The organism is Mariniphaga sediminis (assembly GCF_003573545.1).
Taxonomy (GTDB): Bacteria; Bacteroidota; Bacteroidia; order Bacteroidales; family Prolixibacteraceae; genus Mariniphaga; species Mariniphaga sediminis.
On record NZ_QWET01000001.1, the window covers coordinates 405,975 to 427,324 of the forward strand.

14 protein-coding genes are annotated in these 21,350 nt (G+C 38.0%); 13 read left to right on the forward strand and 1 reads right to left on the reverse strand.

What is annotated here, in order from left to right; genetic code table 11:
- The first annotated feature begins 61 nt into the window (after positions 1-61).
- The 9 genes from D1164_RS01425 to D1164_RS01465 all read left to right on the forward strand — a co-directional run bounded on the left by D1164_RS01425 (position 62) and on the right by D1164_RS01465 (position 16,097).
- Positions 62-3,511 carry a SusC/RagA family TonB-linked outer membrane protein gene (locus D1164_RS01425; protein WP_119348142.1) on the forward strand — a complete coding sequence of 1,150 codons (3,450 nt, stop codon included), beginning with the start codon at positions 62-64 and terminating at the stop codon, positions 3,509-3,511.
- Between the two features lie 13 nt (positions 3,512-3,524).
- A complete protein-coding gene (locus tag D1164_RS01430) occupies positions 3,525-5,045 on the forward strand; it encodes a RagB/SusD family nutrient uptake outer membrane protein (protein ID WP_172594296.1) in 1,521 nt (506 codons plus the stop codon).
- A 189-nt stretch (positions 5,046-5,234) separates the two neighbouring features.
- Entirely contained in the window at positions 5,235-6,266 is a 1,032-nt protein-coding gene (locus D1164_RS01435; RefSeq protein WP_172594297.1) for a metallophosphoesterase, read from the forward strand.
- Positions 6,267-6,272: 6 nt separating this feature from the next.
- Positions 6,273-7,955, forward strand: a complete 1,683-nt coding sequence (locus D1164_RS01440) for a glycoside hydrolase family 32 protein (RefSeq protein ID WP_119348145.1) — start codon at positions 6,273-6,275, stop codon at positions 7,953-7,955.
- A gap of 48 nt (positions 7,956-8,003) precedes the next feature.
- Positions 8,004-9,335 carry a sugar porter family MFS transporter gene (locus D1164_RS01445; protein ID WP_119348146.1) on the forward strand — a complete coding sequence of 444 codons (1,332 nt, stop codon included), beginning with the start codon at positions 8,004-8,006 and terminating at the stop codon, positions 9,333-9,335.
- A 26-nt stretch (positions 9,336-9,361) separates the two neighbouring features.
- Positions 9,362-10,276 (forward strand): metallophosphoesterase family protein, encoded by a 915-nt coding sequence (locus D1164_RS01450; RefSeq protein ID WP_119348147.1) that lies wholly within the window; start codon positions 9,362-9,364, stop codon positions 10,274-10,276.
- A 274-nt stretch (positions 10,277-10,550) separates the two neighbouring features.
- Complete coding sequence (locus D1164_RS01455; protein ID WP_206610889.1) at positions 10,551-12,929, forward strand: glycoside hydrolase family 95 protein; 2,379 nt, start codon at positions 10,551-10,553, stop codon at positions 12,927-12,929.
- A 36-nt stretch (positions 12,930-12,965) separates the two neighbouring features.
- Positions 12,966-15,836 carry a glycoside hydrolase family 2 TIM barrel-domain containing protein gene (locus D1164_RS01460; protein WP_119348149.1) on the forward strand — a complete coding sequence of 957 codons (2,871 nt, stop codon included), beginning with the start codon at positions 12,966-12,968 and terminating at the stop codon, positions 15,834-15,836.
- 42 nt (positions 15,837-15,878) lie between these two features.
- Positions 15,879-16,097 carry a hypothetical protein gene (locus D1164_RS01465; RefSeq protein WP_119348150.1) on the forward strand — a complete coding sequence of 73 codons (219 nt, stop codon included), beginning with the start codon at positions 15,879-15,881 and terminating at the stop codon, positions 16,095-16,097.
- A 125-nt stretch (positions 16,098-16,222) separates the two neighbouring features.
- Here D1164_RS01465 and D1164_RS01470 read toward each other — a convergent pair whose 3' ends face one another.
- Positions 16,223-17,083, reverse strand: a complete 861-nt coding sequence (locus D1164_RS01470) for a helix-turn-helix domain-containing protein (protein ID WP_119348151.1) — start codon at positions 17,081-17,083, stop codon at positions 16,223-16,225.
- A gap of 162 nt (positions 17,084-17,245) precedes the next feature.
- On the opposite strand from D1164_RS01470, the gene D1164_RS01475 reads away from it, so the two are divergent.
- From D1164_RS01475 to D1164_RS01490, 4 genes are all read left to right on the forward strand, one after another.
- Positions 17,246-18,289 carry an L-rhamnose/proton symporter RhaT gene (locus D1164_RS01475; RefSeq protein ID WP_119348152.1) on the forward strand — a complete coding sequence of 348 codons (1,044 nt, stop codon included), beginning with the start codon at positions 17,246-17,248 and terminating at the stop codon, positions 18,287-18,289.
- 23 nt (positions 18,290-18,312) lie between these two features.
- The gene (locus tag D1164_RS01480) at positions 18,313-19,587 is read left to right on the forward strand and encodes a uroporphyrinogen decarboxylase family protein (protein WP_206610890.1); all 1,275 of its coding nucleotides are present in this window, start codon (positions 18,313-18,315) and stop codon (positions 19,585-19,587) included.
- Positions 19,584-19,907: an L-rhamnose mutarotase gene (locus D1164_RS01485; protein WP_119348153.1), complete on the forward strand. Its 324-nt coding sequence runs from the start codon at positions 19,584-19,586 to the stop codon at positions 19,905-19,907. The genes D1164_RS01480 and D1164_RS01485 overlap by 4 nt, the downstream gene beginning before the upstream one ends.
- Positions 19,908-20,162: 255 nt before the next feature.
- Entirely contained in the window at positions 20,163-21,179 is a 1,017-nt protein-coding gene (locus D1164_RS01490; RefSeq protein ID WP_206610891.1) for a LacI family DNA-binding transcriptional regulator, read from the forward strand.
- Positions 21,180-21,350: the final 171 nt, after the last annotated feature.

Below are 21,350 nucleotides of genomic sequence, written 5' to 3' on the forward strand. Positions count from 1 at the left end.
ATTAAAAAAATCAAAATGCCTATGGAGTAAGATCTGCTGCTGACAACAAAAAAGCAGAAAGATGCGCACACATCCTTCTGCTTCACGTGATTTAAAAGAAATTTTTAAACCTATTAAAAACAAAAGTATGAAATTTCGCAAAAGAAAAGATGCGGGAGGGATAGTAAATCGCTCCGTACTTAAAATTTTAATGATTATGAAACTTACTACCTGTCTGTTTCTGATTTCAACCCTCGGCGTACTGGCGAATTTGTCGTATGCACAAAATACAAAGCTGACGCTTCACTTTAAAAACACTCCGGTGGAGCAAGTACTTTCGGCCATAGAAAACCAGAGTGAGTTCTTTTTTCTTTACAGCAAAAAGGCAGTTGACGTGGAACGTACAGTGGATATTTCTGCTAACGACGAGACTGTAATGACTATCCTGAATGAACTTTTCAGGAAAGAGAATGTGCACTACATTATCAAAGGACGGCATATCGTCCTTTCAGCCCGGGACAACCTGTGGAATACCGAATCCCTGGTTTACCAGCAACATACGGTTTCCGGTAAAGTTACTGACTCCGGCGGCTCACCTCTTCCCGGTGTAACAGTTGTAATTAAAGGCACCACTCATGGTACGGTAACGAATGCGGACGGGGAGTATTCTATTTCTAACTTTCCTGAAGATGCTGTATTAGTGTTTTCGTTTGTGGGAATGAAGACACAGGAAATACCTGTGGCAGGAAAAGCATCAATCAATGTAGTGATGGCAGAAGAGACAGTTGGGATTAAAGAGGTTGTGGCGATTGGATATGGTACGATGAAAAAAGTGAATTTGACTGGATCTATTTCTTCCGTTTCAGCGGGTGAGTTAGAAAAGAACCCTGTACAAAATCCATTGCAGGCATTACAGGGCAAGACACCAGGAATGCAGATTGTACAAAATTCAGGTGAACCAGGGAATGAAGGTTATCAAATTCGTATCAGGGGGCTTAATTCATACGGGAGTTCAAACAATCCTTTGGTCATCATTGATGGAGTGGCCGGATCGTTGGATTTACTAAATCCTATAGATATTGAATCGGTATCCGTGTTGAAAGATGCTTCGTCAAGTGCTATATATGGAGCCAGAGCAGCAAATGGTGTTATTCTCATAACTACAAAATCAGGAGAAAAAGAACCAATGAGTTTGACTTACAGAGGGAATTTTGCGGTGCATGATGCTATTATGCCATTTGATTTTATGAAGTTTGATACAGCGGCTGATTTTATGGAAGCTTTAAATGCAGCAGCTGATAATAATGAAGCTGTAGGTTATGCTGCAGCTCACCGTAAGTATTCGCAAGCTGAAATTGATCAATATAGAAATAATCCGGGTAGTAATCCTAATTTTGATTGGTTGGATTACATGATGCAATCGCCATTAGTAATGAACCACCATTTGGGTGCATCAGGTGGTACCGAAAAGGCGAGATACAATGTCTCCTTGGGGTATTACGACCAAAGTGGAGTGTTAAGGGGCTATGATTATAATAAATATACAGGCAAAGCTAAATTTGATTTTAAAATCAATAAACATATAGAAGTTGGAACTAATGTCATGTTTGGTTCGGGATTAAGAGAAGGAGCTTACTTGGATGCAAGAGATACCTGGTGGTGTACATTAATACAGCGGCCTACGTATGAGCCTAAGTTATCAGACGGGAGATGGACTTATTCGGCTTTTAGTCAGGAGTACACAAATAAAAACCCGGCTCTTTCAATAAACAGAGAGGCAGCAGGATATAAGGACACTCATGAATATAATGTGATTACAAGCGCTTATCTACGAATAAATTTTTTGAAAAACTTTTCTTGGGATATTACCGGTGCAATGAATTATGACAGGGCTGAAGTTAAAGCTCATCAAAAGGTAGTACCCCAATATCTATATCATTCAGGAGAATATTTTTATAATTGGGCTAAGTTTACCGAGATATCGTTGCAGGATACGTGGAAGAAATCAGTTAATAATACCGTCTACTCTACATTAAAATATAGTATTCTGCTGAACGAATCCCACGATATTAATTTAATAATTGGCTATAATCAAGAGAACTTCAAATATGAATACCTTGAGGGATATAGAAGAGGATTTAGTAGTGGAAATTTAGATGCTTTGTCTGCTGGAGAAACAGGAGAGATGGTTGGTACCGGGGATATTACAGATTGGGCTTTGCAATCAGTATTTGGCCGTGCGAACTACGATTATAAGGGCAGATATTTATTTGAAACTTCTTTCAGATATGATGGCAGTTCACGTTTCCACCCGGATCACCGATGGGGGTTCTTTCCTTCATTGTCTGCAGGATGGAGATTATCAGAGGAACCATTTATGGATGATATTTCATGGGTAGATAACATTAAGTTGAGAGGTTCATGGGGACAATTGGGGAACCAGGATGTAGGTGCTTATCCCTATCAAGCGACAATTAATATTGGCAATAATTATCCTTTTTCTGGTGAAGTTTCTCAAGGAGTTTATTATAACACTTTTAATAACGATAAAATAAGTTGGGAGACTACAGAAATAAATAATATTGGTGTCGATCTAAGTATTTACAGAGGACTTTTTTCAGTTAGCCTGGATGTCTATCAGAAAAATACTTCAGGCATAATAAGAAATATGCAAGTCCCAAGTGCTTTGGGTTTATCCGGACCCACAATCAACGGTGGTAAAATGAAAAATACCGGGTATGAGTTAATAGTGGGGCATAGTAAGAAATTAAATGAATTTAATTACCAGATTAGTGCTACCTTATCTCGTTTCAAAAATACATTGGTTGATTACGGTGCAAGACACATAAGCGGTCTGTATATTTATGAAGAAGGTCTTCCTTACAAGTCTTATTATATGCATGAGTTTGCCGGAATTTTCCAGGATCAGGAAGATATCGAAAGCTCTGCAAATCATCCTTATAAGGTTTATCCGGGAGCCATAAAATTAAAAGATCAGAATGATGATGGTGTTATAAATGGAGATGACAGAAAAGTTATAGATGGTGCATATCCAAAATTTGATGGGGGCTTGAACCTGGCATTCCAATATAAAAATTTTGATTTTTCCGCTTTTATTTATGGTGTATATGGGAAAAAGTTTTACGGATCAGTTTTGGGAGTATGGCCTTATTACCAATTTTTGAGACCTGTAAAAGCATGGGAAAATGCATGGACACCAGAAAACCATTCCAATGAAATGCCTCTTCTGACATTTGACACACCTGCTGCTATTAGATACAATTCTTCCTTTTATTTAATGAATACTTCATACCTTCGGTTACGAAATCTACAGTTAGGTTACAATGTACCTGATGTTTATGTTGAGAAAATTGGGTTAAAATCATTGCGGCTCTATTTCTCAGGACAGAATTTGTTCACATTACATAATATGAAATTTGGAGGAGACCCGGAAATGACTAGTAATGATGCCTGGAATGTAAGTTATCCCCAGGTTAAAGTGTTTTCTTTAGGGATAAATGTTAAATTTTAAAAACTATGTAATTATGAAAAATATAAAATATTTTTTAATATTCTTAACTATTACTTTCTGGAGTTGTGATGATTTTCTTGACAAATATCCCCACGATGAGCTCTCGGATAATACATTCTGGAAAAATGAGGAAGAATTGCAGATGGGTTTGACTGCTTGTTATGGTTTGATGCAAAATGAATATATTTCGTCAGCTACAGGATCAGGAGATAAGGTTTATTGGGATGGTTTAACAGACAATGCATTTGTTAGTGATTTTTGGGGACTACAGGAATTTTACTCAGGAGATCAAAATCCAACTAATGATCTCGCAGGAGGGTTATACTCAAAATGTTATAATGTTGTAGCAGCCGTAAATTCTTTTCTTTCAAAGATTGACTTAGTTGATATAGAGCAGGAAAAAAAGAATAAATATATAGCTGAAGCTCGTTTTATAAGGGCTTATGTTTATCATGAATTAGTGTTAAACTTTGGTGGAGTTCCCTTATTCAGTTCAGAGCCGACGATTGAGAGTGCAAGTGTAGGCAGAAGCACTAAAGAAGAGGTAATGACTTTGATCAATAATGATCTTGATTTTGCAATCGAAAATCTTCCTGATGAAAGTTATACCGGGCATGTGGTAAAAAATTCCGCACGAGGATTAAAGGCGCGTGTATTACTATATGGCGACGATTGGTCAGGTGTTGCACAATACACTCAAGATATCATGTCTTCAGGGAAAACATCACTTTATACTAATTATAAAAATATGTTTATTAATGAGGGCCAGGGAGATGATAATACTGAGATTTTGTTTTCAATAAAATTTTTGGCACCTGAAGAATGGCATAACATTGATTACAGGGTAGGTGGCCCATCACATATCAATGTTCTTGAAGATTTGGTTAACGATTATTTGACAATAAATGGTTTGCCAATTGATGAAGATCCTATTTATAATCCAGATTCTTTACATAAAAACAGGGACCCCAGGTTACAACAAACTATTTTCTGTGAAGAAGGAGAGCCATGGATATATGATGTAAACAATGGCTATACCTACTATTTTACCAATAATACAACGAAATTTTCTTGTAAAAAATATATTGATGAGAGTGTGCAGGCCAGTCATGTTACACAAAGTGACCAAGATATTGTTTTGTTACGCTATGGCGATGTGCTTTTAATGTATGCCGAAGCTAAAAATGAATTGGGGCAATTCGGACAAAATGAATGGAATCAATCAATACGTCTAATTCGTGAAAGGGCTGGATTTATTGTTAGCCAAGCCTTGGATTTTCCAGGTGGAAATCAAAGCAATTTAAGAGAGATTATACGGCATGAGCGCAGGATTGAAATGGCTTTTGAAGGATTCAGATACTATGACTTGTTAAGGTGGGGTAATATTAAAGAAGTATGGGAAAACATTGAGGGAGAGAACCCACAGGTAAGACAATACAATGAAAATAAACCGCTTTTCCCAATACCGGAGAGTCAAATAGATTATTATAACAATAATGATATTCCTTTTGAACAAAATCCTGGGTATAACTAGAAAATTTAAAATTCAATTAATTCAATAATATAGAGGCTGTTGTTATTACTCAACAGCCTCTTATTACCACTTTCTATAAAATTTTGAATTTCCCTAATTCGTTAAGGATAGACTATCTATTTATATATCACTTATCTCAACATGAACAATTTATTCAAAAAAATTCTATTCCTTTTATTTCTTCAGATATTGAGTCTATCTCAATTGCTTGCCCAACAAAATGCTTTCGTAAAATTAAATAATCCTGATTCATGGACAATGGTTTTGATTCCTGATCCACAGGCTTATGTGAAATTTGAACGGAACCAGCCAATAATGGATATTATAACTACGTGGCTCAAAACCAATAAAGAAGAATTGAATATTGAACTGGTGCTGTGTACAGGTGATTTGGTGGAAAGCAACAATTCAATTATCCCCGGTCCCAAATATGGGGGAGATCAAACTGCTTGGCAGCAATGGGAGGCAATTTCCCATTCATTCAATAAACTGAATAGTGTTGTACCGTATATTCTATGTGTAGGCAATCACGATTTAGAAACTTCGAAAGGTGCCTGTAGGTACAGCCAGTTTAATTCGTGGTTTCCTCCCAATGGAAATCCTCTTACCGAAAAATTGTTGGTGGATATGTTTCCAAATCCATCAAATGTGAAAACATTGGAGAATGCTTATTACGAATTTGTTTCACCTCATGGCGTTCCCTTTCTTATCTTTTCTTTAGAATTTTTGCCTAGGAATACAATTGTAAAACAGGCCGAAAAAATTGTTCGGATGGATAAATATGAGAAATACAAAAGCATTGTGTTAACCCACAGTTACCTGGAGGCAGATAATAGCCGTTGCCTGAAAGAAGGTTACCGGTTGAAAGATGTAACAAATGGGGAGGATTTGTGGAAGAGGCTAATTGCCCCCTCTGAAAATATTGAAATGGTAATTTGCGGGCACAAGGCCGGAAAAACGCATAGGGAACACGTTGGTTACCGTATTGATAGAAATGCAGGAGGAAAAGGTGTACATCAGATTTTGTTTAATGCGCAATGGGAAGGAGGTGGTCCCAATGGTAACGGGGGTGATGGATGGATCCGGATTTTTGAGTTTTTGCCGGATAAAAAAACAGTTCTGGTGAAAACGTTCTCCCCTCTTTTTGCAATCTCTCCGGAAACCCGGGATAAAGCTTTTAGGACAGCAGACTGCGATCAATATGAATTAAAATTAAAATAGTTGGCAATGAACAGGAAAACCACACTTCTCATTTTAATACTGATGACCACACTATTGGCATCGGCGCAGCAAAGATTACTCAAGAAAGAATTCTTGGTTACCAATCAGTATTTACTTTTTCCAATAGACAATGGAGCGTCAAAATCACGAATGAACCTTAGCGTTGGGAACCTCAACACGTATTTTGATATTTGTTTAGCCTCTGATTCCGGGAAAGTTGATTTCTGGGTATATCTGGACGTTGGGCGGTTTATGAAAGAAAAATTAATAATTTCGACCTCTTTGGATAATCATCTGGAAAAGGGATTCGATTTATTATTGTTTGATGATAAAATAAAGACATTAGTACCAATTTATTCAGAGAAACTCCGGCCTCAATTACATTTTTCTTGTAAAAGGGGGTGGAATAGTGATCCAAACGGGTTGGTTTACTATGATGGCGAATATCATATGTTTTATCAGCACGATCCATTTGGCTGGAAGAAGAGCCTTGCCAGTTGGGGACATGCAGTAAGCAAAGACCTTATCCATTGGGAAGAATTGCCGGTTGTACTTTTCCCCGATTCAATGGGAATGATTAAGTCCGGCTCTGCAGTTGTGGATTTTAACAATACTGCCAGCTTCCAAAACGGGAAAGAAAAGGTAATCGTTGCAGCATATACCGCCGGGCCTGAGTATGGCAAAGTTTCTTTAATTGACTCTATTGAAGCATCACGGCAGTGCCTTGCTTACAGTAATGATCGTGGACGTACTTTTACCAAATACAAGGGAAATCCTGTTCTTCCTCTGTCAAAGAGAAAATTATGGTTTAACTCCAGAGACCCTAAAATATTCTGGTACGAACCCGACAGCAACTGGGTAATGGTATTGTTTGAAGGGCTGGGGCATTCAATTTATACTTCCGGGAATCTTAAAGATTGGAAATACGAAAGCCATGTGAAAGAATTCTGGGAATGTCCCGAGCTTTTTGAATTACCTGTCGATGGAAATCCCGAAAATAAAAAATGGGTCATGTACAGTGCATCGGGTAACTATAAGATTGGTAATTTCGATGGAAAACAATTTATTCCCGAAACAGATAAAATACGATATTCAATATATCGGGATATGTATGCAGGCCAGACTTTTAATGATGAACCGAATGGAAGAAGAATCCAGGTGCTTTGGGGAAAAACCATTGCAGAAGGGATGCCATTCAACCAAATGATAACTTTCCCTACTGAACTGTCGTTAAAAACACACCGGGAAGGCGTTCGGATGCATGCTAATCCGATAAAGGAAATTTCAACGCTTTATAAAAAATCATACAAATACGGTTCTTTTGTTTTTGACAAAGAACTATTGATTAATGATTTTCAAAGTAAGTTGCTTCACATAAAGCTGGATATAAAAACATTAAGCGCCATTATCTTTTCAGTAACAGTTAATGGCTATAAGTTTACCTATGACGGCAACTTTAGTAAATTGAACGATGCTTTTATTCCCTTAATTGATGCTGAAAAATTAAAACTTGAATTTATTATCGATGTAAATTCAATAGAAGTTTATATTAATGACGGCCTATATGTAATGATGATACCTTACGATTCGAGTGATAAGCAACCTGAAATTCTGTTTAGCCCTACTATTGGTAAGACTACAATCGTTGAAAATCTCGAAGTACACGAATTAGAATCAATTTGGAAATGATATAATGTTGATGAAAATTAACTATTCGCGCAATTAAAATTAAGTTTAATGAATAAAACAATACAGGTATTCACTTGGTCTATCATTGTAGCTTTGGGTGGTTTTCTTTTTGGATTTGATACCGCAGTTATTTCCGGCGTGGAGAAATCGATACAACAATTATTTGTGCTTTCTTCATTCTGGCATGGTTTTACAATATCCTCGGCCCTGATTGGTACAATTGTTGGAGCATTGGTTGCCGGAAGGCCGGCAGATAAATACGGGAGGAAGCCAATCCTTTTTGTAATTGCTTTTCTATACACAGTTTCCGCAATAGGAAGTGCCCTTTCAAATCAGATATTCACTTTTATCGTTTATCGTTTTATCGGAGGAATTGGAGTAGGAGCCTCTTCTGTAGTCGCACCTATATATATATCTGAAATATCTCCGGCAAAAGTAAGAGGACGCATGACAGCGCTTTTTCAGTTCAATGTTATTTTCGGGATATTAATGGCATTTATATCGAACTACATGTTACGAGAAACCGGAAATGCTCCCTGGAGATGGATGCTTGGAGTTGAAGCTGCACCGTCTGCAATCTATTTTGTACTCTTATTTTTTGTGCCTGAAAGTCCAAGATACCTTATAAAAGCAGGGAATATTGTAAAAGCAAAGTATATTTTGACTAAAACAGAACCGGGAAATATTGATAATGAAATCAATAAAATCCAGATAAATCTGAAACAATCAGGAACTGCAAAGAAAAAGCTTTTCGCTATGCGGTACATAAAACCAATTTCCATTGCTTTTTTTGTTGCTATGTTTAACCAGTTCTCAGGAATTAATGCTATTCTTTATTATGCTCCGCGTATGTTTGAATTAGCTGGTTTTTCTTCTGATGATTCCATGTTCCAGCCTGTAATAATAGGATTAACGAATGGCATATTTACGGTATTGGGACTTGCAATAATTGATAAATATGGAAGGAAAAAATTGCTGATTTCTGGTTCAGTGGGAATGTCGTTAAGTCTGGGACTAATTGCTTTTATTTTCTATACTTCTGGTAACATCGGATTTGAATTATTGATATTGCTTATTGTATATATTATGTTTTTTGCTTTTTCTACAGGAGCCGTAATTTGGGTGTTAATATCAGAAATTTTTCCCAATTCAGTACGGGGAAAAGGACAATCATTGGGAAGCTTTACGCATTGGTTTTTTGCGGCTTTAATAACTTTCTTATTTCCTGTTATCGCTGAAGACACCGGAATGGGAGTGGGGCATTCATTTGCATTTTTTTCATTCATGATGGTGGTTCAGGTATTTGTTGTGTGGAAATATTTTCCTGAAACCAAAAGAAAAACATTAGAGGAACTTGAGATAAAATTATCAAAACAATAAAAATATTTTCTTAAAAATTATTAATTATGAAAAGTTACAATCGAATTTTTTTATTAATTATCATTACTCTTTTTTATACTTTCCAAGTAGCATGTGCTCAAATTCAACAAAAAACGCCAGATAAAAAAGATTCTTTCAGTTTTGTATTCATGACTGATGTTCATATTCAGCCTGAAAGACATGCTGTTGAGGGGGTTTTACAAGCCATTGACACGATTAATAAGATAGAACCTGACTTTGTTCTTACGGGTGGTGATAATGTGATGGATGCTTCTTCTCAAAGTTTGGGTCGGGCCGATAGCTTATATTCGCTGTTTACTAATACCATGAAAGTACTTAAAATGCCATGGTATAGTACTTTTGGAAATCATGAAACTTTTGGGCTTCATAAGAAAGATTTTACTTCAGAGCAACGTAAAGGGATGTACAAAAAGTACTTTGAAAAAACGTATTATACATTTGAACATAAAGGCTGGCAATTTATTGTGCTCGATGCCATTATGTATGGAGATGGAAGGGAAGACAGGTATTACGGACAGATTGATTCGGTGCAAATGGACTGGATGAAAAGCGTTTTTGATACCATCGGAACAGAAAAACCAGTCATTGTTTCATTGCATATCCCGATACTTAGTGTTGGTGACCAGATTGAAAAAAATGGTTTTACCCCGAGGTCAGTAATAAGGAGGGGAAATGCGATGGAGTTAATCAGGCTTTTTGAGGCCCACAATGTAAAAGCCGTATTACAGGGACATTTACACATGTACGAAGATATTTCGTTTAACGGTATCCATTACATTACAGCTGGTGCTGTATGCGGCGGATGGTGGGAAGCCAGGCTTCCAGGAAAAGAAAGGGAAGAGGGTTTTTTGTTGGTTAATATCAATGGAGATGAATTTACATCGGAATATATTGATTATGGGTGGGATGTAGAAGAATAATCTGAATTATAAACCAAATTTTTAAAAAATATTTTTACATTATATAGATAGTGCGATTTTTCACGCTTTTGAGGCTTCTAATATATGTTAAATTAGTTTAATGCCACGGCCATTGGGGAGGACTGGTATTGTTTGCAAAGTAAATTTCCATTGAATACCTCGGGGTTCTACCTTGGGTAATCCATTCTTATGATGCTGTGCGATAGTGATTTTAGATTCACTATAATATAAATCAACTTTCTATACATTTTTAAATATTGAAAAGCAAAAAATTGTGTGTACAACTATGTTTCTTGGCGTTATTTTAATGTTTCTTTCTTTAGGCTGTCAGAAGAAAACAGAAATTCCAGAGCGGCTTTGGTACACAAAATCTGCAAAAAGCTGGCATGAAGCTCTGCCGTTGGGAAATGGCAGATTGGGAGTTATGATATTTGGATCGGTAGCCGAAGAACATCTTCAATTAAACGAAGAAAGCTTATGGGCTGGCGTGCCGGAAGATCCTTTCCCTGAAAATATAAAGAAACATTATGCGGAATTTCAACGTCTGAACCTGGAAGGTCAATATCCACGTGCATTTGATTATGCTATGGCGCATTTGGCTGTTTCCCCAACCGCTTTCCGTTCCTATGAGCCTTTAGGAGATCTTTACCTTTATTTTGGACATAATAATCCTAAAAATTACAAACGTTCACTTAACCTGGAAAAGGGAATAAACACTGTGGAATATGAAATAAACGGGGATAAATTTGTTCGCGAATCATTTGTTTCGTCGAAATACAATGCTGTTTTTTATCATTTCACAAGTGTTGATAAAGAGGAGGTTGAGTGTTATATACGTTTTGAAAGAGAAAGAGACATTAGAAAGTATGTAAATGCTGATAATATCATTTGTGTTGATGGGCAAATTTTCGATGATCCGGAAGGGGATGATGACAACCAAGAGGGGTCTGGAGAAGGTGGCTACCATATGAAGTTTTCTGCTCATGTCGGAGTGAAGGTTGAAGACGGAAATATCATTGCAAAAGGTGATAGTCTGGTTGTTTCTGGCACAAATGATTTTACAGTTATTGTGAGTTCCGTAACTGATTATAATCCTGATTTAATGAATTTTGATCGTACAATTGATTCGGAAAAAGAATCGCTCAAAATCATGGAGACAGCATTGAATACACCTTACCAACAAATAAAGGAAGAACACATTCATGACTTCTCATCTGTTTATAATCGAGTTAAATTTCACTTAGGAGAAAACCCAAAAGATACTATTCCAACAGATAAACGAATAAAAAATGTACAAAAAGGGGGTAATGATAATTACCTTACCCAGTTACTTTTTCAATATGGCAGGTACCTTTTAATGTCCAGTTCAGGTTTTCGAGCCGTTTTGCCAGCCAACCTTCAGGGGATATGGAATGCAGATATGTGGGCTCCTTGGGAATCTGATTATCATTTGAACATTAACTTGCAAATGAATTATTGGCCGGCTGATGTGTGCAATCTTTCGGAAACACTTAAACCTTTATCTAATTTTATGGTTAGATTGACTGAAAAAGGAAAAACAACAGCAAAAAAGATGATAGGTTCTGAAGGTTGGATAGCCCATTATTCAACAAATGTTTTTGGGCGTACAATTGCCTCGGGATCGACGAAAAGTTCACAAGTAAACAATGGCTATTGTTTTCCCCTGGCTGGTGCATGGATGTCTTTAACTTTGTGGCGACATTATCAGTTTACCCAAGATCAAGAATATCTGAAAGATACAGTTTATCCGGTAATTAGCGGCGCTGTTGAGTTTATTCTTGATTTTCTGAAAGAAAACAGCAAGGGAGAACTGGTGACTGTGCCATCCTATTCTCCTGAAAATTTTTACATCGATCCGGTATCTGGTAAGAGATTGCGTAACACGATGGCTGCTACTATCGATATAGAAATTATTCGTGATATTTTTGATGCCTGTCTGTCTGCTGAAAAAATTCTGTCAAAAGATAAATTAACAAAAAGGATCCATGAAGTATTAGTAAAATTACCGTCAATAAAGATTGGAGCGGATAGTACTATCCAGGAATGGTACGAAGATTACGAGGAAATAGAGCCCGGGCATCGTCATATATCCCATTTGTATGCTCTTTATCCATCCAATCAAATTACAAAAGCTACGCCTGAACTTTTTAAAGCAGCGCGGACAACAATAGAAAAACGTCTGTCAGGCGGAGGTGGACAAACCGGATGGAGTCGTGCCTGGATTGTAAATTTTTATGCAAGATTATTTGATGGTAATGAATGTAACAAGCATATTAATGGCTTGCTCTCTGGGCAGGTTTCGTCAAACCTTTTTGACCTGCATCCGCCGCATGTTTTTCAAATTGACGGGAACTTGGGAGTTACCGCAGGTATTGCCGAAATGTTACTGCAGTCACATGAAAATAAAACAATACGTTTGTTGCCCGCTTTACCCAAGGATTGGAAAGATGGTGAAATAAAAGGGCTTTGTGCAAGAGGAAATTTTATTATTGATATTGATTGGAAGGATGGTAAAATGGAAACTGTCTGGATTTATTCTCCAAAAGGGGGAAAATGCAGACTTCGATATCAGGGAAAAGAAAAGGAATTTAGTATGAAAGCAGGTGAACAACTTAAATGGGCTAACTTTTAGTTCATTGAAAACACAGTCTAATCAAAATATACAATAATGAAAAAAGCTCTTACAGTATATTTTCTCCTAATTAATTTTTACATAACCGCACAACCTATCTCCCGAACCTTTGAACTAAGGTACTTTACCAGTGACCCTGCAGCCAATGGGGAAACAGATTTCAAGGGAGAAACCGAATGGTTTAACACTGAAGGTAGGGTTCAATTTTTAAATGAATATGCAAATTTTGCTTCCCGTTATTTTGATAATCCGGAGTTAGACAAGGAGATAGTTACGGAAGAAGAGATTGGTGATCTGGTAAGAAAAATGAAACCCCAACCAGGAACCAAAATCCGGCAGACAATTCCATTGAACGGATGGAAAACTTACGGCTATAAAAAAGGGCAGGACATTCAAAACGAAAAAGAACTTGAGTTCTGGAATAACATTCCCGGGGCACGAATTATTAACGATAAGCTGGAATTACGCAATACCACTATCAAAAAAGAGTTCGGACCTTTAAACTGGCGGTTTAAACTGGAATGCAAGGTAATGGTTGCAGGGAACAGCCAGGTTACATTTAAACTGAAAGGAGAAGATAAAACGGCTGTCTCCCTGGCTTTAAACAAGGAAGAATTAAATACAGAAGGTTCTGAATTGGTTATCGAAGGGGACATGACCCAAAAAAGGTTTAATTGTTACGTGAATGGCAAACTGATTCATGACTTTGCATTAATGACTGACACTACAGTTACAGCCATATCTGCTTTTTCAGTTTCAGTATCCGGTAATGGTTTTATTGATGACCTTTTTTTGTTCAATCACGTTTTGCAGGATAACGCCAATTATCCCTACTATTCGCAGGTTATTTTGGATGAGGATTTTGAAGAAAAACCTGCAATCGAAGGATGGCAATCCGTCTATTTCGACGATAGCCACTGGAAGAAGTCTGATTTGCCTGCCGTACACGGAGGCCTTCGTGAAAAGGAAGAATCCTTTTATCTAAGAAAAAAACAGTATGTCGGAGAATTTGAAAGGGCTTTTTTACAAATAGAAACCCTCGACCCGGGTGGAGAAGTTTGGATCAATAACGAAGTAGTGGCTGTTGTTAATAACCGGCATCCCCAGGAAATAGAAGTTACCCGCTTTCTGAATAAGAATCAGGAGAACTTGTTTGCGGTTAAAGTAAACCCATACAAATTGAATTTTCCAATGCCGCATACCCCAACAGACCATCACATTGGATGGTTTTTGGGACGTACAAAACTGGAGCTTACCTCGAAATGCAGAATCAAAAGTGTGGTTGCTACTACCCGCGAGTTGGGAGAGGAGGCTATACAGGCACATAAAGTCATCCTGCAATACCCCACACGGAATTTTTTTGAGGGGAGTATTGAAATCAATTACTATCCCTGGTTCCCGGAGGAAGGCGAAAGGGTTGCCTCTTTCTCCCGCGAAATAAAAGTACGCCCAAGGATAGCTCATGAATTCCATTTCGATATTCCCGTACCTTCCCCCGGCCTGTGGAGCCCGGAATCACCGAACCTGTACAGGGTTGAGACAATTTTAAAAGATAAAGAAGGGAACCCTGTGGACGACTTTGTAACCACTACCGGAATAAGGACGGTAAAGCAGGCAAACGGTCACCTGTATATCAACGGGAAAGCCGAGATGTTAAATGGTGCACAAATTATGGGATTTCGCACTCCCATTGAAACAACCTCAAAGTATAACAGATGTGCACCACTTGAAACCGTGGCTGAGGAGATGCTCATGATAAAAAAAATGAATGCAAACATGCTACGTGTGCATGTACATGCCGAAAAAGATACAGTAGATGGAATAAATGATCCGCGGTATGCTGAATTTGCCGATCAGATGGGCATTTACCTGATATGGTCCACAGCCGGATTTATCAGGGAAGGTGAGGCCTGGAATGTGGATTTTGAAGGTTATCCCAAATTTATGAAACAGGTCATCAATCATCCGAGCATTGTTCTCTGGGAAGCCTCCAACCACCCCAACCGTTTTAAACTTCACGATATTTCCGAAACGCATGACTATATAAAGAAAATATATCAAACTATTTCCGATGCCGATCAAAGCCGGTTAATTTCACCAACCTCTTTTTGGCAACATACCCACTATGCAAATTATGATGGTACCCTGGATTACCAGGGCAATTCCATTACAGCAGTCCCAGAATACATGGCTGCCCTTAATACACGGGGAAGCCAGGATGCTTATACCGGATATGGCGCCGATTGGTCCAGGCTCCGGAATGCCCCGAACGATTGGGCCGCCTCCTGCCTTGCTGCGAATGATAAGGCCTATTTTAATTTCGAACACGAAGAGTCGGCAGGGCAGCCCAACTGGGAATTATGTAAAGGGAAACCCTGGTATTTAATCCATTCTTATGAATGGGATTATGATAAAGGTAGTGTAGGGAGGCGTTTAACATTGGACGAATGGCGGGCAAGCCAGGCGTGGCAGGCCTTTTCAGCCTGGGAGTCGATGAAAAAACAAATGTTGCTGGGGTACGATGGTTTTTCGTGGTGCTGCCTTCGGGGAGGAGCCAACATGGGAACGTACCAGAAACCGTTAATTGACAACCTGCGTCACCCTAAACTGGCCTACTATACCAATAAAATGGTTTTTCAAAAAACATGGGCCGCCAGCAATAATGTGGATGTGGTTTATGGCCCAGAGGATGAGGTAATTCCTTTTGTTCATCATTTAGGGAAAAAAAAGCAAGTTGACCTTTTTGTTGAACTTCAAACCCCGGAAGGAAAAACCATAGAAAAAAAATCATTCGAAAATATTCAACTCCCTGAAGGAAGGGGAATTGTCCAGTTGGAAAAATTCAGGTTTAAAAAGATGAAAGATGGAGTTTATGTTATAAAATACGAACTGAAAAATTCAAAATAAAAATTTTCAAAAAAATAGTTTTACCATTCAAACTCAAACATCATGGATGTTAATGACCCACACCGTATTATTGAAGAATTTGAAAATGCTTTGTACAAGTTACAGCATACAAAAGAAAATCAGTTTGCCTTAGTGGAAAAGATGGTTTCTCTCTGTTCGCTGGCTTTTCTGGACTTGCGTGAGATTGTTATAACCAATGGATTTAAAAGCCATAGTGATTTAGTTTCCAGTCCGACCATTCAGTTTCAAGCAAAGTACTGAGTTCAACGTATGATTATATAGTTGAGTTGGTATGGCAATATGGTAAATATCCGCTTCAAATAGAAGAATGTGATGAAAATTATAATGGAAAATCCAATTACTTGATAAAGGTTTTAAATACATTCTTAACCTCTGTTTTTTCGAAACTGTTCAGGGGTAAGTGAAGTGTATTTCTTAAATATTCTGCAAAAATAGGCCGTTGTACGGAAACCGGTTTGAGAAATAATATCTGATAGTGGATCATTGGTGGTAAGCAATAATAATTTGGCTTTCTCTAAACGTTTTCGGATAATGAATTCGCTGGGTGGCATACCTGTAATTGACTTGAATACACGTGAAAAATGGTCTTTTGATGTAAACGATAATTCAGCCAGCCTACTCACCGAGATTTCCTGAGCGATATTCTCCTGTATGAATTTCAATACATTTTGAAACTTGTTATTTGCAATTTTATTTATATCAATCGGCAATTCTTCTTGAACAAAGCGCGAAAAAAGTTGCTTTAAAATTGCGGTTGTTTCCAAATAGTGTGATAATGAGGTATAAGTGATTTCTTTATTTATCCATGGTTTTGACTGGTAAATTTTAGGATCATGGTGTGGAAGTTCATATCCGGGATTCAGATTAAGACATTTTTGTAAAAGACTCTGATCTAAAGTGGTAGCACTGATTTTAGAAAGCACGTTGAAAAGATTATAAATATTAAGACCGGAAGGCATTTCCATACTAAAATGAATATAAATGTGTGCCAGATTCTTTTCAAAAAAATAGGAACATGGAGTAAAGCTTGGGATTAAATACATGTAGTTAGGTTCGAGAACAGTAGTGGCGCCATCAAAAACAAAATGTCCTTTCCCTTCTGTGATAATGTAAAGGCGTGAAAACGGGCTTATAATATTTTTATAAGCCGAATTGTCACTGAATCTTAAATATGCAATATTCTTTAAATTAAAATTTATCGTTTTCCCAATTTCTTCAATATGCATTGTTCTTATTTTTAACTTGTTTATCGATACTAAGCTAAGATTATAAATATAATAACTTTAAATGTAAAATCGTATTTGTGCAATATGAAATCGTGAAAGTGTAATAGTTTTACAGTTCTCCAGATTACATTTGAAACCATAAAAACCAATATCATTTCCAACATGGAACTAAGTATTGTTCTCGGAATTTTGCTAATCGCCACCGGCGCGTTTTCTGCCGGCAGTTTTGCAGTCCCCTTTGGTAAAATTAAAGGTTGGAAGTGGGAAACCTACTGGATGGTTTTCAGCCTCGGGGCATATATAATTATGCCTTTGATTGCCTGCCTTGTTTTTACGCCTGATTTTTTAGCAATCATTCGGTCAACTCCGCTCGAACCCATTTTACTTGTTTTTATTTTAGGTGGAGTTTATGGTGTTGGAAATCTCTCTTTTGGTTTGGCACTGCGTTACCTGGGACTTTCGCTGGGGTATGCGCTTTCATTAGGGTTGATGTTGGCCATCGGTACGTTGGTTCCGCCAATTATCGACGGACGATTGCAATTAATGATTGAATCCTATGGCGGTAAACTTTTGCTTGCCGGAATTGCGGTTGCCGCCGTTGGAATAGCTTTTTCGGCATGGGCCGGTATTACGAAAGACAAATCGGTGACACTGGAAAAGAAACAGGAAAGTGTTTCTGAATTCAACCTGGGAAAAGGGATTCTTGCTGCATTGCTGGTGGGTGTGACCGGTTCCGCCATGGCACTTGGGTTTGAACAGGGATTGCCCATTTCTGATTTTGCAGAACAAAGCGGTATCGACCCGCTCTTTTCCATGATGCCGGTTTACCTTATGCTTTTATCAGGAACATTTGTTTCAACGCTGATTTGGTGCTTTTTTCTTGGGTTCAGAAATAAATCTGTAAAAAACTATGTAAGTGCAAAAACCGGTAAAACACTGGCGTTAAACTACGGATTTGCTTTACTGTCCGGACTATTATGGTTCAGCCAGTTTATTTTTTACGGAATGGGGAAAAGCAAAATGGGGCCGTTTACTTTTACGTCTTGGGGAATACTAATGGCGCTGACAATTGGATTTGCTTCAGTTTGGGGGCTTATCCGCGGCGAATGGAAAGGTTCCCCGGCAAGGTTTTATGGCATTATGGCGTTATCTCTGCTCATTCTCATTGCAGCTTCTTTTATGATTGGTATCAGCGGTTCAGTTTAAATAAAACAGAAAAATAGTTTATCATGAACAAAAAAAATATGACATCACACGAAAGGATTTTGGCTGCTATTAATCACCAGACACCCGACAAGGTGCCTGTTGATTTGGGAGCAACTCCAAGCTCGGGAATTTCTGCAATAGCATATAGTAATCTTGTAAAGTATATTGGAATGCCGGAACTACCCGTCCAGATTTACGATGTGGTGCAACAACTGGCACAACCCGATATGAAAGTACTGGATAAATTCGGAGTGGATGTGCTCGACATCGGACGTGAATTTAACACGAACGCATCTGACTGGAAGCCAACAACGCTTGCAAATGGTGCACCGGCATTTTATCCCATGTGGTTTAACCCGGTGAAATTGGAAAACGGCTCGTATGCCACCTATGATGACGACGGGAAAACAATGCTTTCGAGAATGCCGGTTGGCGCTACTTTTTTCGATCAAACCTATTTCCCGTATGTGGATGGATATCCGGATAACTACGATAACCTGGATGCTGAAATGGGTCGCATTATGTGGGCACGCGATGCACACAGTCCATGGGACCATGCCGGCAATGACGGATTTTGGGAAACACTGCGCGAGAAAACGCTGCATCTGCGGCAAAATACGGACAAAGCTTTGCTGGTGGTTTGCGGGTGCAACTTGTTTGAGTGGGGAACTTTTCTGAGAAGGATGGATAACTTTTTGATGGATTTGATATGCGACCATGATAATGTAGAAAAATTGCTGGATGAATTGCTTAAACGCCACCTGGCAACCCTGGAAAAAGTGTGTAATTCCGTGGGCGACATTGTGGACATTATCCGTTTTGGCGACGATTTGGGAATGACTCAGGGACCGTTTATGGAACCTGAAATTTACCGGCAGTTGTTTAAACCGCGCCACAAAATATTATGCGATTATGTGAAAGAACACAGCCAGATGCACACGTTCATTCACTCCTGCGGTTCTATTTCGCTGCTTATGCCTGATTTGATTGAAGCAGGGATTGAAATTTTTAATCCGGTGCAAACCAATGCCTATCTCATGGAACCTGGTTTCCTGAAGAAAGAGTTTGGAAAAGACTGCACTTTTTGGGGAGGTGGAATTGAAACGGCAGGTGTACTGAATAATGCATCTCCTGAAAAAGTCAGGGAACAAGTATTGGAAAGGCTCGAAATATTTTCTGAAGGGGGTGGTTTTGTTTTTAATACGGTGCACAATATATTACCCGATGTGCCGCCGGAAAATATTGTGGCCATGTTCAATGCAGTCGACGAATTCAATAATAAAAACCAAAAAAGATGAAACGATTTGGACAGATAATCGGAATCCGGCCCGAACAGTTTGAACGGTACAAAAGCTATCATTCGAATGTATGGCCTGAAGTATTGGAAAAAATAAGAGAGTGCCATATCAAAAATTATTCGATTTACCGCAAAAACGGATTTCTTTTTGCCTATTTTGAATACTATGGGGAAGATTTTGCAAAAGACATGCAAAAAATGGCTGCGGATGAAAAAACTCAGGAATGGTGGGAAATCATGAAACCCATGCAGCAGCCAGTTACCAATCGTTTACCTGATGAATGGTGGGCCAATATGGAAGAGGTGTTTCATTTGGATTAATCCACACTTTTTAATTGCAGAAATGTGAAAAATACGAAACGAATCTGAATTTGTTGAATCTGTTGTTCCGGACAATCGAAAAATAAGTTTGAGAAATGGCACCAGTTTTTAAATAGTCAAGCAAAATTCAGAAGCATAGTTAAAATTTCATTATAAATTATCAAAATACACTAAGTTTGCTTAATCGTTTAAGCATACATTTGTCATGTAATTTGAAATAAATCGGTCGGGATTGCTTTCATATTTCTAAAAATAATGACAAAAAAGGTACTGTTAAAAGATATTGCAAAAAAAGCGGGTGTTTCAACGGCACTGGTTTCTTATGTCCTGAATGGTTTGGAAAAAGAGAAAAGAGTGGGGCGGGATGTTGTTGAAAAAATAAATAAGATTGCAAAAGAACTTAATTACCAGCCAAATCAAATAGCCCGCAGTCTGAGAAGCGGGAAAACAAAAACTATAGGATTAATTATTGCTGATATTTCAAACCCTTTTTCCGGACAAATTGCCCGGTTTATCGAAGGGGAAGCTGCAAGATTGGGGTATACTGTAATTATTGGTAGTACTGACGAAAATAGTACCAAGTTTTCAAGCTTAATCGATTCAATGCTTTATCGTCAAGTTGACGGATTAATTATGGCTCCGGCAGAAGGATCATCTCAAAAGATTAAAAAGCTTGTGAAAGAGCAGGTGCCATTTGTGTTCATTGACAGGTACTTTCCAGGTATCTCAGCTAATCATGTTGTCCTCGATAATTATGAGGCAACATATAATGCTGTCAATTATTTAATAGCTCATGGAAGAAAAAATATTTGCCTAATCATTTATAAAACTTTGGCTGTGCATATGCAGCAGAGAATCCTTGGATATAAGCATGCAATGAAAGACAATGGACTTGAAGATAATATAATTGTAAAAGAAATCCCCAGGAGAAGTTATTTCCAGGTAAAAGCTGATACTGAAAAAAATATGGATGAATTATTTGCAGACAAAAAAATGGATGCATTACTTTTTGCTGCGAATGCATTATCCATTTCCGGTTTGTATGCTATAAGAAAACACAAGATAAAAGTTCCTGATGAATTAGCAGTGATTGGTTTTGACGGCCATGAAGTTTTTGATTTTTTCGAACCACCAATAGCCTATATCAAGCAACCGCTCGAAGAAATGGGAACGGAAGCTGTACGGATTTTAGTAGAACAAATAAAAGGCGTAAAGAAAACTGTCCATACTGAAGTGAAACACCAGTTTATTAGCCGGGAATCAGGTGGTTAAAAATTTTATTATGCTGCTTAATCGATTAAATAGTTTGGTGATTGATTTTAAATGAAGAATTAGCTGTCGAAGAATAAATTGGATAACTGATGGAAGATATTAAACAATTTTTTGGTGGCGAAACGATTGACTCAGATTCTTTTGCCGCCCCTTTTTTAAGGCGATTTAACA

Coding starts and splice junctions, on each gene's coding strand:
- D1164_RS01425 (WP_119348142.1), top strand. CDS start 62: ATGCGCACACATCCTTCTGCTTCACGTGATTTAAAAGAAATTTTTAAA.
- D1164_RS01430 (WP_172594296.1), top strand. CDS start 3,525: ATGAAAAATATAAAATATTTTTTAATATTCTTAACTATTACTTTCTGG.
- D1164_RS01440 (WP_119348145.1), top strand. CDS start 6,273: ATGAACAGGAAAACCACACTTCTCATTTTAATACTGATGACCACACTA.
- D1164_RS01445 (WP_119348146.1), top strand. CDS start 8,004: ATGAATAAAACAATACAGGTATTCACTTGGTCTATCATTGTAGCTTTG.
- D1164_RS01450 (WP_119348147.1), top strand. CDS start 9,362: ATGAAAAGTTACAATCGAATTTTTTTATTAATTATCATTACTCTTTTT.
- D1164_RS01460 (WP_119348149.1), top strand. CDS start 12,966: ATGAAAAAAGCTCTTACAGTATATTTTCTCCTAATTAATTTTTACATA.
- D1164_RS01465 (WP_119348150.1), top strand. CDS start 15,879: ATGGATGTTAATGACCCACACCGTATTATTGAAGAATTTGAAAATGCT.
- D1164_RS01470 (WP_119348151.1), bottom strand. CDS start 17,083: ATGCATATTGAAGAAATTGGGAAAACGATAAATTTTAATTTAAAGAAT.
- D1164_RS01475 (WP_119348152.1), top strand. CDS start 17,246: ATGGAACTAAGTATTGTTCTCGGAATTTTGCTAATCGCCACCGGCGCG.
- D1164_RS01480 (WP_206610890.1), top strand. CDS start 18,313: ATGAACAAAAAAAATATGACATCACACGAAAGGATTTTGGCTGCTATT.
- D1164_RS01485 (WP_119348153.1), top strand. CDS start 19,584: ATGAAACGATTTGGACAGATAATCGGAATCCGGCCCGAACAGTTTGAA.
- D1164_RS01490 (WP_206610891.1), top strand. CDS start 20,163: ATGACAAAAAAGGTACTGTTAAAAGATATTGCAAAAAAAGCGGGTGTT.